The sequence below is a fragment of the Achromobacter sp. UBA4530 genome (genome assembly GCF_002388205.1).
Taxonomy (GTDB): Bacteria; Pseudomonadota; Gammaproteobacteria; order Burkholderiales; family Burkholderiaceae_B; genus Achromobacter; species Achromobacter animicus.
The window spans coordinates 25,876-39,951 of record NZ_DGMA01000019.1; the positions used below are offsets into that span (position 1 = coordinate 25,876).

15 protein-coding genes are annotated in these 14,076 nt (G+C 66.2%); 11 read left to right on the forward strand and 4 right to left on the reverse strand.

Features of this window, described 5'->3' with window-relative positions; translation table 11 throughout:
• Positions 1-795 (forward strand): ABC transporter ATP-binding protein, encoded by a 795-nt coding sequence (locus B2W22_RS15000; RefSeq protein WP_175123643.1) that lies wholly within the window; start codon positions 1-3, stop codon positions 793-795.
• A 61-nt stretch (positions 796-856) separates the two neighbouring features.
• Here the strand turns inward: B2W22_RS15000 and B2W22_RS15005 are convergent, their stop codons facing one another.
• From B2W22_RS15005 to B2W22_RS15015, 3 genes are read right to left on the reverse strand one after another with little or no spacing between them, the layout of a single operon-like run.
• Positions 857-2,104, reverse strand: a complete 1,248-nt coding sequence (locus tag B2W22_RS15005; RefSeq protein ID WP_286938409.1) for an NAD(P)/FAD-dependent oxidoreductase — start codon at positions 2,102-2,104, stop codon at positions 857-859.
• An 8-nt stretch (positions 2,105-2,112) separates the two neighbouring features.
• A complete protein-coding gene (locus B2W22_RS15010; protein ID WP_286938412.1) occupies positions 2,113-3,756 on the reverse strand; it encodes an NAD(P)/FAD-dependent oxidoreductase in 1,644 nt (547 codons plus the stop codon).
• The gene (locus B2W22_RS15015; RefSeq protein ID WP_286938415.1) at positions 3,756-5,267 is read right to left on the reverse strand and encodes a polyamine aminopropyltransferase; all 1,512 of its coding nucleotides are present in this window, start codon (positions 5,265-5,267) and stop codon (positions 3,756-3,758) included. The genes B2W22_RS15010 and B2W22_RS15015 overlap by 1 nt, the downstream gene beginning before the upstream one ends.
• A gap of 90 nt (positions 5,268-5,357) precedes the next feature.
• Between B2W22_RS15015 and B2W22_RS15020 the strand changes: the two genes are divergently transcribed.
• The 8 genes from B2W22_RS15020 to B2W22_RS15055 all read left to right on the forward strand — a co-directional run bounded on the left by B2W22_RS15020 (position 5,358) and on the right by B2W22_RS15055 (position 11,111).
• Entirely contained in the window at positions 5,358-5,744 is a 387-nt protein-coding gene (locus B2W22_RS15020; RefSeq protein WP_175123704.1) for a DUF350 domain-containing protein, read from the forward strand.
• Positions 5,745-5,783: 39 nt separating this feature from the next.
• Positions 5,784-6,845, forward strand: a complete 1,062-nt coding sequence (locus B2W22_RS15025) for an SPFH domain-containing protein (RefSeq protein WP_286938417.1) — start codon at positions 5,784-5,786, stop codon at positions 6,843-6,845.
• A 6-nt stretch (positions 6,846-6,851) separates the two neighbouring features.
• Positions 6,852-8,327 carry a DUF4178 domain-containing protein gene (locus B2W22_RS15030; RefSeq protein ID WP_286938419.1) on the forward strand — a complete coding sequence of 492 codons (1,476 nt, stop codon included), beginning with the start codon at positions 6,852-6,854 and terminating at the stop codon, positions 8,325-8,327.
• Positions 8,328-8,492 carry a hypothetical protein gene (locus tag B2W22_RS15035; protein ID WP_175123637.1) on the forward strand — a complete coding sequence of 55 codons (165 nt, stop codon included), beginning with the start codon at positions 8,328-8,330 and terminating at the stop codon, positions 8,490-8,492. It abuts the gene before it with no gap.
• Entirely contained in the window at positions 8,489-8,839 is a 351-nt protein-coding gene (speD, locus tag B2W22_RS15040; RefSeq protein WP_286938421.1) for an adenosylmethionine decarboxylase, read from the forward strand. The genes B2W22_RS15035 and speD overlap by 4 nt, the downstream gene beginning before the upstream one ends.
• Before the next feature lie 119 nt (positions 8,840-8,958).
• Entirely contained in the window at positions 8,959-9,717 is a 759-nt protein-coding gene (gene modA / locus B2W22_RS15045) for a molybdate ABC transporter substrate-binding protein (RefSeq protein WP_286938422.1), read from the forward strand.
• A 24-nt stretch (positions 9,718-9,741) separates the two neighbouring features.
• Positions 9,742-10,428 carry a molybdate ABC transporter permease subunit gene (gene modB, locus B2W22_RS15050; protein WP_175123634.1) on the forward strand — a complete coding sequence of 229 codons (687 nt, stop codon included), beginning with the start codon at positions 9,742-9,744 and terminating at the stop codon, positions 10,426-10,428.
• Complete coding sequence (locus B2W22_RS15055) at positions 10,425-11,111, forward strand: sulfate/molybdate ABC transporter ATP-binding protein (RefSeq protein ID WP_286938425.1); 687 nt, start codon at positions 10,425-10,427, stop codon at positions 11,109-11,111. Before modB ends, B2W22_RS15055 begins: the two co-directional genes overlap by 4 nt.
• Positions 11,112-11,178: 67 nt before the next feature.
• Here B2W22_RS15055 and B2W22_RS15060 read toward each other — a convergent pair whose 3' ends face one another.
• Positions 11,179-11,973, reverse strand: coding sequence for a TOBE domain-containing protein (locus tag B2W22_RS15060; RefSeq protein WP_175123632.1), 795 nt, complete (start codon positions 11,971-11,973; stop codon positions 11,179-11,181).
• A 272-nt stretch (positions 11,974-12,245) separates the two neighbouring features.
• Between B2W22_RS15060 and B2W22_RS15065 the strand changes: the two genes are divergently transcribed.
• Complete coding sequence (locus B2W22_RS15065) at positions 12,246-12,842, forward strand: DUF4136 domain-containing protein (protein WP_175123631.1); 597 nt, start codon at positions 12,246-12,248, stop codon at positions 12,840-12,842.
• 10 nt (positions 12,843-12,852) lie between these two features.
• Positions 12,853-14,049: a patatin-like phospholipase family protein gene (locus tag B2W22_RS15070; protein WP_175123630.1), complete on the forward strand. Its 1,197-nt coding sequence runs from the start codon at positions 12,853-12,855 to the stop codon at positions 14,047-14,049.
• Positions 14,050-14,076 lie beyond the last annotated feature (27 nt).

Sequence of the window (14,076 nt, forward strand, 5' to 3'; positions counted from 1 at the left end):
ATGTTGTCCGCAAAAGACCTGAAAATCACCTTCAACGCGGGTACGCCCATCGAGACCCGCGCCCTGCGCGGCCTCACGCTGGAAATCCCGTCGGGCCAGTTCGTCACCGTGATCGGTTCCAACGGCGCGGGCAAGTCCACGTTCCTGAATGCCGTGTCGGGCGACCTGCCCATCGATTCGGGACGCATCGACATCAATGGTGTGGACGTGACGCGCAAGCCCGTGTGGGCGCGCGCCGGCAGCGTGGCCCGCGTGTTTCAGGACCCGATGGCGGGCACCTGCGAAGACCTGACCATCGAGGAAAACATGGCGCTGGCGCAGATGCGCGGCGCCTCGCGCGGCTATAGCCGCGCCGTAAAGGCCTCGATGAAAGCGGGCTTTCGCGAGCGCCTTGCCACGCTGGGTCTGGGCCTGGAAAACCGCCTCACCGACCGCATCGGCCTGTTGTCCGGCGGCCAGCGCCAGGCGGTCAGCCTGCTGATGGCGGCGCTGCAACCCTCGCGCATCCTGCTGCTGGATGAGCACACCGCCGCGCTCGACCCGCGCACCGCGGACTTCGTGCTGCAACTGACGGCGCGCATCGTGGCGGAAAACCAGCTCACCACCATGATGGTCACGCACAGCATGCGCCAGGCGCTGGATGTCGGCGACCGCACCGTCATGCTGCACCAGGGCCAGGTCGTGCTGGACGTGTCCGGCGACGAGCGCCGCGGCATGGACGTGCCGGACCTGCTGGCCATGTTCGAGCGGGTGCGGGGCGAGAAGCTGTCAGACGATGCGCTTTTGTTGGGCTGAAGTCGAAAAGGCGCGGTAAATAGCGCGGTCAACAACGCGGTCCTTCAAGGACCGCGTTTGCCTAGATGAACCGGCCGGGCCGGAAGGCCGCGTGGCGCGACGCCGCCGCACCGTCCAGCATCAGTTCCGCCAGCACCTTTGCCGTGCCCGGCGCGGTGCTGAAGCCGATGTGCTGGTGCCCCAGCGCCAGCCACAGGCCGGGATGGCGCGGCGCTTCGCCGATCATCGGGCGGCTGTCGGGCAGGGTGGGGCGGCGGCCCAGCCAGGCGGCGGCGTCCAGCCGGTCGCCCAGCGGGAAGGCCTCGCGGGCGCGCTGTTCCGCCAGATCCAGCTGCTCGGGACGCGCGGGCGCCTCGCAAGCGTTCAGCTCGACGCCCGTCGACAGGCGCAGGCCGCGCGCCATGGGCGACAGCACGTAGCCGCCGCCCGTGTCGTAAACAGGACGGGTGACGCGTACGCCGCCGCGGCCGTTGTAATGCATGTGATACCCGCGTTCGAACGCCATGGGCAGGTCGATGCCGGTGGTCTTGAGCAACGCCTTGGACCACGGTCCCAGCGCGACGACCAGCCGGTCGGCCGACACCGATTCCGATGCGCTTGTCCCTTGCACCGCCCAGCCATTGGCGTCGCGGCGGATGGCGGCGGCGTCCATCCGTTTGAACGTGCCGCCCTCGCGCTGGAACAGGCAGGCGTACGCGGCGACGACCTCGTGCGGATCATCCACCGAATACGAACCCTGAATCCACAACGCGCGGTGAAAGATCGGCGACAGGGCGGGTTCGACCTCGGCAAGTTCCGCAGGGTTCAGTTCGCGGGTCGGCACGACGTACTGCGCGAAGGTGCGGCGCGCCAATGCGCCCGCGTTCCAGGCCGCCGCCGTGCGGTACAGGAAGATCCAGCCGGTGTCGCGCAGCCGGTGGCGCGCGCCGCTTTCATCCAGCAGCTTCAGGTGTTCGGGCGCGGACAGCCGGATCAGGCCGTCCAACGCGCGGGCAGTTTCCTGGAAGACGGACGGCCGCGCGCTCATCATGAATCGCGCTGCCCAGCCCAGGTTCGACGCCAGGTAGGGCCAGCGGTATCGGAACTGGACGGTGTCGTTCTTCAAGAGACGCGGCAGTTGTCCCCAGAGGCCAGGGTGATTGAACGGCATCAGTGAACTGCGGGCCAGCACCCCGGCGTTGCCCATCGACGTTTCCATCCCGGGTGCCTGTCGATCCACAAGCGTGACCGACATGCCGCGCCGCTGCAGTTCCAGCGCGCAGCAGACGCCGACGATGCCGGCGCCCAGCACAACGACGTGATTACCCATGTCTTGTCTCATCCTTGTCGATGGCCGCCCAGAATACGCGCTGCTGCCGTCACGCCCCACCATGAGGCTTCTTCAAAAACCGAATACCCCGACAGGTCGGCGTGCGCGAACAGCACCGGACCGTCCACGGCACGCAGGGCAGCCAGGCCCTGATTGGACAGGTAGCCGCACACCGGCGTAGCCATGGCGTGGCCGCGCACCGTGATCTCCAACTGGCGCGCATTGCGCCAGAACTCCTTGCCATACGCCGCCACCAGATCCACCGCGGCCACGTCGCGCAGGTCTTGCGGGCTGGCGTGTGTCAGCCATTCGCGCGCGGCCCGCGGCGTCTGGCCGCTCAGCGCGTGATACGCGGTGAACACGCTGCGCGGCGTACGCGCCACGCGCAGCAATTGATGGGTGGACACGACGTAGCCCAGCGCCTGGCCTTCGTAGACGACGTTGTCCCACGACAGCGGCTCGCCCGGCGCTTCCAGCGGATAGCCGTCCATGACGAAGTTCGACACCATCCAGGCCGCGTGCGGCGCGGCGTGCGTGGCCGGGTCGTAGCCGTACGCGCGGAGGTCCGGCAGCAGGCGTTGCGCGACGAAGAGCGGCATGGCGCAGACGGTGCGGCGGGTTTGCAAGGCATAGGCGCGGGCGGCGCCATCGGCCGAAGTCTGGATGCATAGGACGCGCGGGCCGGTGGCCAGTTCCTCGATACGGACCGCCGTGCCCGGCAGCAGCCAGTCTGCGTGGCCGAGCTTTTGCGTGATGGCCGCGCGCATCCGTTCGGCCAGCGTCGCCAGCCCGCCCGGCCAGGTCAACACGGCGCCTTCGCCGGCATTGGCGGCATGGCCGTCGCGGCTGGCAAAGTAATGCAGCCCCGCCCAAGCGGAGACCACCTCAAGCCCCGCGCCGTAGTCGTCCCGGCAGCAGTAGTTCAGATACCAATGCAGCGCGGGCGAGGTATAGCCTTCACGCGCCAGCCAGTCCTTGAATGTCAGCGCATCCAGCGCGCGCCACGCCGGATCGCGCGACGATAGATCGAGCGGGATGCAGAACACCTTGCGGCCGTCGCTGCCGACCTGCGTGCGCAGCTGATCGACCAGCGCCAGAAAGCGCTGGTGCTGGGCGGCGTCGGCATCCGGCACGTCCGTCATCGGCAGCAGGTGTTCTTCCCAGCGCCCGTTGCGCAGCAGTCTTTCCTGCGGGGAATGCACCAGGACGGCTTCGTCGTAGTAGGGACGCGCGTCGCCCGCGCCGCGCTCGATGATTCCGAAGTCGGCCAGCATTTCACGCACGTGGGCGGACGCGAGCGAGGGCAACGGCAGGTAGTGCGCGCCCAGCGGATAGTCCAGCCCATCGCGCACGCCCGCCGCGGCGTTGCCCGCGAATTCGGGGCCCTGCACCACGACAAAATCGGTGAAGCCTTCTCGGGCCAGTTTCCAGGCGCACGACAGCCCGGCCACTCCGGAGCCCAGGATCGCAACCTGATGCTGCCGCGTGGCCGACGGCTGCGGCAGGGCCGCCTTGTCGCGCAGCGCGTGGCCGGCCTGCATGCCGGGATAGTGCACGTCGGGCGTCGTCTCGACGACGCGCGCGCGCCAATAGCCGACCGAGCCCGCCGCGGCGGCCGTGGCAGCGCCCAACAGGAAGCTGCGGCGCCGCATCAGCGGATGACCTTGCGCCAGTCCTCGTCGAAGTAGCGCACGAGCGATTGTTCGTTCAGGCGGTTCGGCGGCATGGCCAGCGCCGGCATGTCGGCGGGAAAGTGAAAGAGCTCGCGCACGGTGACGGCGTCCAGATAGCGCGTGGGCACGGTGATTTTTTCGGGCGGTGCGTAGTCGCGCCGCTTGCTGGCCAGGATGAAACCCCAGTCGCCGAACGACGGCACGTAGGTGTGATAAGGCCAGGTGTTCAGGCCCGCTTCCTTCAGGGTTGCGTCCACGCTCCAGAACGAACGCGGCGCGAAGTAGGGCGAGGTGGACTGCACGACCATGTAGCCGTTTTCCGCCAGATGCCGCGCCATCAGGTGATAGACCGGCACGGAATACAGCCGTCCCAAACCGAAGTTGGACGGATCGGGAAAGTCCACCACGATGAAGTCGTAGACCTCGGCGTGTGTCTCCAGCCACCGCCCCGCGTCGTCATTGATGACGGTGACGCGCGGGTCCTTGAGCGCGCCCGCGTTCAGCGCGACCAGCGGGTCCGAACGCGAAAACAGATTCGTCATGGCCGGATCCAGATCCACCAGCGTGACGTGCTCGACGTTCCTGTATTTCAGGATCTCGCGCACGGCCAGGCCGTCGCCGCCGCCCAGCACCAGCACGTTGCGCGCCCACGGCAGCACCTGCAGGCCGGGATGCACCAGCGATTCGTGATACCGGTGCTCGTCGCGCGACGAGAACTGCAGGTTGCCGTTGATGTACAGGCGCAGGTCATCGTGCCAGCGCGTCACGGCCAGGCGCTGATACTGCGTGGTCTCGGCGTGGATGATGTCGTCGCCATACAGGCCTTTTTCGGCCCAGGCGGTCATGCTGCCGGAATAGACGAATCCCAGGCCCAGAATCCCAAGCACCACGCCGGCGCGCACGGCTTTTTCGCCGGGGCGGGTGACTTCGGCGCGGAACAGCCACGTGGTCCACAGCGCGACGCTGGCGTTCAGGATGCCGAACAGGAAGCTGGTGCGCAGCAGCCCCAGCTTGGGCGCCAGCAGCAATGGGAACACCAGCGACACGGCCAGCGCGCCCAGGTAGTCGAAGGTCAGCACGCGGCTGACGATTTCGCGGAATTCGGCCTTGCGCTGGTTGAAGACCCGCATCACCAGCGGGATCTCCATGCCGACCATCAGTCCGATGATAAAGACGCCGACATACAGCGCCGCGCGAAAGGGCGCGGACAACCACGCGAACACCAGGAACAGGACGGCGGCCGACACGCCGCCCAACAACGCCACCAGCAGTTCTACGTCGATGAAGCGATTCAGAACGTCTTCGTCTCTTACATATTTTGACAACCATGAACCGATGCCCATCGCGAAGAGATAGCACCCGATCACGGAGGAGAACTGAAGGATCGAATCCCCAAGCAAATAGCTGGCGAGCGCGCTGCTGATGAGCTCGTAGCCCAACCCGCAGGACGCAACGATCAATACCGAGAGAATGAGAACGCGGTCGCGCATGGGAGTGTCCGAGCCAAAAAATGCGTTCGCAGTATATCGAACGCGACGTATATACTGCGCGCAATTGGGAGGCTGGCAATGGGAGAAGCAATGCATCCGGCGGTGACCTATCTGATCTATATCGTCTCGGCGCTTGTCATGCTGGGCGTTTTTACGGCGGTCTACACGGCCATCACGCACTACAAGGAATTCGACCTCATCCGCGAGGGCAACATTGCCGCCGCCCTGTCCTATGGCGGCGCGCTGGTCGGCTTCAGCCTGACCCTGTGTTCCAGCATCGCGGTCCACGCCAGCTTCGTCATGTTCGTGGTCTGGGGCGTGGCGGCGATGATCGTGCAGATCGTCGTTTACGCGGTGGTGTCCAAGGCCATACGCGGCATGACCGACGCCATCGCCGAAAACAACATCGCCATGGGCGGCCTGATCGGCGCGATTTCGCTGTCGGCCGGCATCGTCAACGCCGCCTGCCTGACCTGAGCGGCGCGCACTCTCCGATCTGACACAGGAGGACTTTCCATGAGTCTCGGTTCATTCATTCGCAAGCAGTTCATCGACATCCTGCAATGGAACGAGGATCGCGACGGCGTGCTCGCCTGGCGCCATCCGATGCAGGATTTCGAAATCCAGTACGGCGCCAGCCTGACCGTGCGGGAATCGCAGATGGCGGTGTTCGTCAACGAAGGCAAGGTGGCCGACGTGTTCGGCCCCGGCATGTACAAGCTGACGACGCAGACGCTGCCGATCCTGACCTACCTGAAGAACTGGGACAAGCTGTTCGAGTCGCCCTTCAAGTCGGACGTCATCTTCTTCAGCACCCGCCTGCAGTTGGGCCGGCGCTGGGGCACGGCGCAGCCGGTGACGTTGCGCGACAGCGAATTCGGCATGGTGCGCCTGCGTGCGTTTGGCGTGTATTCGTACCAGATCTCCGATCCCGGCAAGTTCTACCGCGAAATCAGCGGCACGCGCGACGTGTACACGGTGGACGACCTTGAAGCGCAACTGCGCAATATGGTCGTGGCCGCCATGACGACCGCCCTGGGCAGTTCCAAGGTGCCGTTCCTGGACATCGCCGGCAACCAGGGCCTGATGTCGCAGAGCATCGCCGAACAGCTCGCGCCCGTGTTCGACCGCTACGGCGTCAAGCTGGACAACTTCACGGTCGAGAACGTGTCGTTGCCCGAGGAACTGCAGAAGGCGCTGGACACCCGGATCTCGATGGGCATGGCCGGCGACCTGGGCAAGTTCACGCAGTACCAAACCGCGTCGTCGATTCCGCTGGCCGCGCAGAACGAAGGCGGCATTGCCGGCATCGGCGCGGGCCTGGCGGCCGGTGCGGCGCTGGGCCAGACGATGGCGCAGGGGCTGGGCGTATCTCAGGGCCAGCCGCAGCAGCCGGCCCAACAGCAGCCGGCCCAACAGCAGCCGCAGCAGCAGCCGCAACAACCCGCCGCTCAGCCCGCGCAGGCCGATCCGGTGCAGCGCCTGCAGCAATTGAAAGACCTGCTGGACAAGGGCCTCATCACGGCGGCGGACTACGACTCGGCCAAGGCCGAGGTGCTGAAGAAACTCACCAGCTAAGGCCCCATGCAGCAGGTTCTGTGTCCGCAGTGCGGCGCCCCAGTCAAGTTCACGTCCGCGGCCTCCGTCATGGCGGTCTGCGGCGCCTGCCGCAGCACCTTGCTCAAGGATGCCGAGTCGGTCAGGCGCATCGGCGAGGCGGCCGACGTCCTTGAGGACTATTCGCCGCTGTGCCTGGGCGCGACGGGCACCTATGACGGCAAGCGCTTTGACGTCATCGGCCGCATCCAGATGCGCTTTGACGAGGGTTTCTGGAACGAGTGGTACGTGTGGTTCGATGACGCATCCGACGGCTGGCTGTCGGACGCCTCGGGCCAGTATGCCGTCACGCGACGCCGCAAGGTCAAGTCCGTACAGGAGATGCCGGCGTTCGACAGCATCTCGCCCGGCGACGAGCTGAAACTCGACGGCCAGCGCTTCGTGGCGGCGGACGTGCGCACCAGCCAGGCAGGCGGCGCGCAGGGCGAGCTGCCCTTCGTGCCGGGCGACGGCTGGCAGGCCAAGGTGGCCGACTACCGCAGCCTGGACGCGTTCCTGACGCTGGATTTCTCCGACGGTCCGCAGCCCGAACTCTATATCGGCAAGGCGTTCGACCTGTCCGCCATGCAGGCGGGCTCGTTGCGCACCAAAGAACAGGTCGAGGAAACCGCGGGACGCTTCCGCGGCCAGATCAAGGCGCTGGACTGCCCGAACTGCGGCGCGCCGATCTCCTTCGTGGCCGCCATGGCCACGAATGTCGTTTGCCCGTCGTGCGCCGCCGCCGTCGATTGCTCGGGCCCCACGGCTGAGGTCATCGAAAAGGCGCGCAAGGTGCAGAAGATCCGCGCCACGCTGCCGCTGGGCTCGGTCGCCAAGATGGAAGGCGCCGACTTCACGCTGATCGGCCTGATGAAGTGCGCCGATCCCGATCCCGAAGAACCTTCAAGCTGGATGGAATACCTGCTGTTCAACCCGGTCAAGGGGTTCGTCTGGCTGGTGGAGTCCGACGAGGGTTGGGAACGCGTGCAGGTCTGCGACACCTGGCCCAGCCACAACAACGCCACCAGCGTGCGCTGGCGCAACCGGGTGTACCAGAAGCTGTACGACTACACCTCGCGCGTTGAAATGGCGCTGGGCGCGTTCAACTGGCGCGTCAAGGTGGGCGACAGCACGCAGATCACGGATTACCAGGTCGGCACGTTGAAGCTGACCCGCGAACTGGCCGACAAGGAACTGGGCTGGTCGGCGTCGGCGCCGGTGTCGCCGGCGCAACTGGCCCAGTGGTTCGACCGCCCGGAGCTTAATCGCCAGAAGGCGATGCGGGTGGCGTCGGCCAAGGGCGGGGGCGGCTATCGCAAATGGGCCAAGGGCGCGCTGATCGCGATGGTGTTCCTGAACTTCAACAATATTTTTGCCGGCCGCTTCATTCCGGTTCTGATCGGGATGGTGTTTCTCTGGCTACCGGCCATGCTGGCCGACATGCTGACAGGCGAGGACGAATAGATGAAGGGCAAGTTGTTGTATGCCATGTACGCGATGGTGGTCGTACTGGCCACCACCAGCGCCAGTGCGCCGGGCACGCGCCTGGGCGGCGGCAGCAGTAGCAGCAGTTGGGGCAGCAGCTCCTCGGGCGGCTCGGGCTGGTCCTCGGGCGGATCCCACAAGTGACCGTGTACGGGACACCCGGCCGGCACGTGCTGGCGGACTTACGCGGCGTGGCGCCAGACCTCCTGACCGACGCGCAGGCGCTGGAACGGCACATGACCGCGGCGGCGCGCGCGGCCGGGGCGCAGGTGCTGAGCACCCATTTCCATCATTTCGGGGAAGGGGCGGGGGTAACCGGCGTGATCCTGCTCAGCGAATCCCATATCAGCATCCATTCCTGGCCGGAGCACTGCTTCGCGGCCCTGGACATCTTCATGTGCGGCGCGGCCCGGCCCGAAACCGCGTTGGGCTTTCTGCGCGTTGCGCTGGCGCCCGAGTCCGTTCACGTCACCACTGTCGACCGCGGCTGATTCCGCCGCCCGGCGTCTCCCTTGATATTTCATAAACCCCTGTGGCAAGCGAAATTGACGACCGTTATATACCTGGATATATTTCGATCCTGACACGCCGCCATCCACAGGAGAAATACATGTTGCACAAACGCCCGCTCGTGGCGCTGACCCTGGCGCTCGCCGCCGCATGGAGCGCCAATGCCAGCGCCGGAGAAATCGTGGTGTCGGCCGCCGCCAGCCTGACCAATGCCTTCAAGGAAGTGGCGCAGGGCTTTGAAAAGGAACATGCCGGCACCAAGGTGGTCCTGAACTTCGGCGCCTCCGACGTGCTCTTGCAGCAGATCGTGAAGGGCGCGCCCGCGGATGTATTCGCGTCCGCCGACCAGAAGGCGATGGACAAGGCGATCGAGGAAAAGGCCGTCAAGCCCGCCACCCGCGTGGACTTCGCGGCCAACCAGATCGTGCTGATCGTTCCGACCGACAGCAAGGCGGGCATCAAGTCGCTCAAGGACCTGGAGCGTGACGAGGTCAAGCGCATTGCTTACGGCAATCCGGCCTCGGTGCCGGTCGGCCGCTATACGCAGGCCGCGCTGCAGGCCGAGGGGCTGTGGGACGCCGTGCAGGCCAAGAGCGTGCTGGCGCAGAACGTGCGCCAAAGCCTGGACTACGTGGCGCGCGGTGAGGTCGATGCGGGCTTCGTGTTCGCGACCGACGCAGCCATCATGCCGGGCAAGGTCAATGTCGCCGTGCGCGTGCCGTCGACCACGCCCGTGACCTATCCCATTGCGTTGACCACGCGCGAGGCCGCGGCCAAGGAGGCCGAAAGCTTCGTGGCCTATGTCATGTCGCCCGCCGGGCAGGCGATACTGTCGCGTTTCGGCTTTCAGAAGCCCTGAGTCTTTGTTGAATCGTAGGTATTGATGAGTGATCCGGTCTGGGTCCCGCTGCTGCTTTCCCTGAAAGTGGCCGGTTGGGCGACGCTTTTGGCGACCGTGGCCGGCACGGCTGCGGCGTACGGCCTGTCGCGCTGGCGCTGGCCCGGCCGCGACCTGCTGGACGCTATCCTGACGCTGCCGCTGGTGCTGCCGCCGACCGTGCTGGGTTACTACCTGCTGGTGCTGCTGGGCCGGCGCGGCATCATCGGCGAGACGCTGGCGCGCTGGAATATCGAGCTGGTCTTCACGTGGCAGGGCGCCGTGATCGCGGCGTCGGTGGTGGCTTTTCCGCTGGTGTTCAAGTCGGCGCGTGCCGCGTTTGAAAACGTGGATGGCCAGCTTGAAAACGCGGCGCGCGTGCTGGGCGTGGGCGAGGCGGGCGTGTTCTTTCGCGTCACCTTGCCGCTGGCTGCCCGCGGCATCGCGGCCGGCGTGCTGCTGGCGTTTGCGCGGGCGCTGGGCGAATTCGGCGCCACGTTGATGATCGCCGGCAACCTGCCGGGCCGCACGCAGACGCTGTCGGTCGCCATCTACGAAGCGGTGCAGGCGGGCGATGACGCCACCGCCAACATGCTGGTGCTGGTCACATCCATCACCTGCATCGTCGTGCTGCTGGCTGCCGGCAAGCTGGTGCCCATCGGCGCTGGCCAGCGCAACGGAGGCGGGCGATGAGTATCGACCTTGCCGTGCGCAAGCATATGGTGTCGGGCGACCGCAAATTTGAACTCGACGTGCAATTCAAGTCGGCCGCCAAACGCATCGCGCTGTTCGGGCCCTCGGGCGCGGGCAAGAGCCTGACCTTGCGGGCCGTGGCCGGATTGCTGCGCCCCGACGCCGGGCGCATCGTCATCAATGGACGGGTGCTGTTCGACGGCGAGTCGGGCATCAACCTGCCGGCGCGCTCGCGCCGCGTGGCGTATCTGTTTCAGGACTACGCGCTGTTTCCCCATCTGACCGTGGCGCAGAACATCGCATTCGGCCTGCGCGGCGGTTGGCTCAATCCGCCACGCCGCGAGGTGACGCGCGAGGCGCAGCGCTGGGTGGACGCTTTTGAACTGGGCGCCATCGTCGGCAGCTATCCCAATGAGATTTCGGGCGGGCAGAAGCAGCGCGTCGCGCTGGCGCGGGCGCTGATGCTGCAGCCCGACATCCTGCTGCTGGACGAACCGTTTTCCGCGCTGGACTCGCAGTTGCGCGGCAAGATGCGGCAGGAACTGGATGCGTTGCAGCGGCAGCTGGATGTGCCGATGCTGCTGATCACGCACGATCCCGCGGACGTGGAGGCCCTGGCCGACGAGGTGTTCGAGGTGCGTGAGGGCAGGGTGGGGCGCCACGACGAGAACGTGGGGCTGTAAACAACACGGTGAAGGCCTGATTCGCGTGACGGCCAGACTTGGGTGAAGGCCGCCGCGATTGCCGGCGTCAGTCCAGCACGCCAAGAATCACGCTGGACGCCTTGAAGATCGCCACCGCCTCGGCGCCGACATCCAGCTTCAAGTCCGCCGCGCTCTCGTTCGTGACGATGGCGGCCAGCGTGGCGCCGCCGTCCATGGCAATCAGGATTTCGCTGTTGACGGCGCCTGGGCGCAGGTCGGTGATGCGACCCTGCAATTGATTGCGGGCCGACAGGCGCAGTCCCGGCCCGGGCGCGCCGACGATGACCGACGACGCCTTGACCAGCGCGATGGCTTCCTTGCCGGGCGCGAGGCCCAGCTCTTTGGTGCTTTCACGGGTGATGGTGGCCGTGACCGTGTGGCCGCCTGCAATGCGCAGCACCACTTCATCGTTGACGGCGCCCTCGCGGATCTCGATGACGGTGCCCAGAAACTTGTTGCGTGCGCTGGTCTTGAGCATGAAACGCCTCATCAGGTCGATGTCGCCGCTGGCATCCAGCCCCGCGCGCGTCAGGTTGTCCATGAACTTGCGGTGTTCGACTTCAAGCGCCCGGAAGGTCGTGATCAGGCGGCGCGCCCGGTCCGTCAGCTGCGTGCCGCCGCCGCCCTTGCCGCCCGCCGCGCGCAGCACCAGCGGTTCGCCGGCCAGGTTGTTCATGGCGTCGATGGCGTCCCACGCGCCCTTGTAGCTCATGCCCACGGCGCGCGCCGCCGCCGTGATCGATCCGGTCGCGTCGATCTGCGCCAGCAGATCAATGCGGTTCTTGCCGCCCCAGGTCTGGGCGCCGGAGCGAAACCAAATGGAGCCGTCGAGTTCAAGCATGGGCGTGTCTGTAGGGATGGCCGGAAGCGACCGGAAGTGTAATGGACCCGGCACGCGGGGCGTTAGGGAAGTGATCCTGCGCGGCGTGGAAGTCGTCCTGCACGGCGCCACGGCAGTCCGGACGCGCAGGTGAACAGGCACCCCCAATTTGGCGGCACGCGCGGCATCGCGTGATCTTGCCTGGAATTTTGGTGGTTGCGAATGAGATTCTGTTGAAACTTTGATGGCTTCGCGGCACTATGTGGTCGCCTTGAACTCACGGAGAGATCGACATGAAAGCGTTGAAATTGCTGACGGCGGGTTCCATGACGGCATTTCTGGCGGCCTGCGCCTCAGGCCCAACGGTCAAGAGCGATTACGACCACCAGGCAAATTTTGCGCAGTATCAGACGTTCGGCTACATGTCTCCGCTGGGGACGGACAAGGCCGGCTACAACACGCTGCTGACCGAACGGCTCAAGAGCGCGGCCCGCGGCCAGATGGAAATGCGCGGCTATACCTACAGCGCCACCAATCCCGACCTGCTTCTGAATTTCGGCGCCAAGCTCCAGCAGCAGACCGAAGTCACGCCCGGCTTCGCGCCCATGGGCCCGTATTACGGGTATCGCACCGGTTTCTACGGCGGCTGGCCCGGCTACGGCTGGGGCGACGACGTCTACCAATACACCGAAGGCACGCTGAGCGTCGACCTGGTGGATGCGCGGCGGCGGCAACTGGTCTGGGAGGGCGTCGCCGTGGGCGAGGTCCAGAATCCCGACAGCGCGGGTTCGGCGGAGAACGTGGACAAGGTGGTGGCGGAGGTCTTCGCCAAATACCCGTTCCGCGCCGGCGTCGGCACGCCGCAGGTGCCCGACAAGACCAAGCGATAGAGGACGCCGCATGACCGCTCGCCGCAAGGCCCTGGCCGAAGACACCGGCGATACGCCGCCCTACGATACCGTCGCGCTCGTGCTGCAGGGTGGCGGCGCGCTCGGTTCCTACCAGGCGGGGGTGTACCAGGGCCTGCACGAAGCCGGCATCCGGCCCAACTGGATTTCCGGCATTTCCATCGGGTCGATCAACGCCGCCATCATCGCAGGATCCCCGGAAGACGAGCGGGTCGACCGCCTGCGCGGTTTCTGGGAAAGTATCTGCCGGCCTACCGGTTTTGCCTCGTTGCCCTGGGGTGATGCCTTCACCCGCATGTTCGAGGGCCAGCCGTTTGGCTTTGGCTCGCCCGCGATGAACGGGCAGGTCTCGGCAATGCAGGCCCTGTTGACCGGCCAGCCCGGTTTCTTCAAGCCGCGCTTTCCGCCGCCCTATCTGGTGCGGGGCCGCGGCGCCGCTTCCACCAGCTTCTACGACACCACGCCGCTGGCCGACACGCTGCGCCAGTTCGTGGATTTCAAGCTGCTCAACAGCGGCGCGGTGCGGGCCAGCTTCGGCGCCGTGAACGTGCGCTCGGGCAACTTCGCGTATTTCGACACCCTGCATCACACGCTCGGTCCCGAGCACGTCATGGCCTCGGGCGCCTTGCCGCCGGGGTTCCCGTCGGTGGAGATCGGCGGCGAGCACTATTGGGACGGCGGCGTCGTCTCCAACACGCCGCTGGCGCAGGTGCTGACCACCGAAAACATGCGTGACACGCTCGCGTTCCAGGTCGATCTCTGGCCGGCGCGCGGCGATCTGCCCACGTCGCTCGAAGAGGTGGCCGAGCGGCAAAAGGATATCCAGTATTCCAGCCGCACCCGCCTGGTCACCGATCAGCTGCGGCGCGTGCTGAAACTGCGCCACGGACTGCAGCGGCTGCTTGAGCGCCTGCCCGAAAGCGAACGCGACGCGCCGGACCTGGCCGACATCCGCAAGCTTTCGCACACGCCGGCCACCAACATCGTCAACCTCATCTACGAGGCCAAGCACCGCGAGCGGTACTCCAAGGACTACGAGTTCGGCACCGAAGCCATGCGCGAGCACTGGGAGTCGGGATTGACGGACATCCGCCGCACGCTTGAAAAGCCGGGCATCCTGGCCCGTCCGACGCAGGACAGCTGCTTCGTCACGCACGACATTCATCGCAACGGCACCCATCATTCGTAGCGGGCGGCGGGATCATCCGGCGGCGTA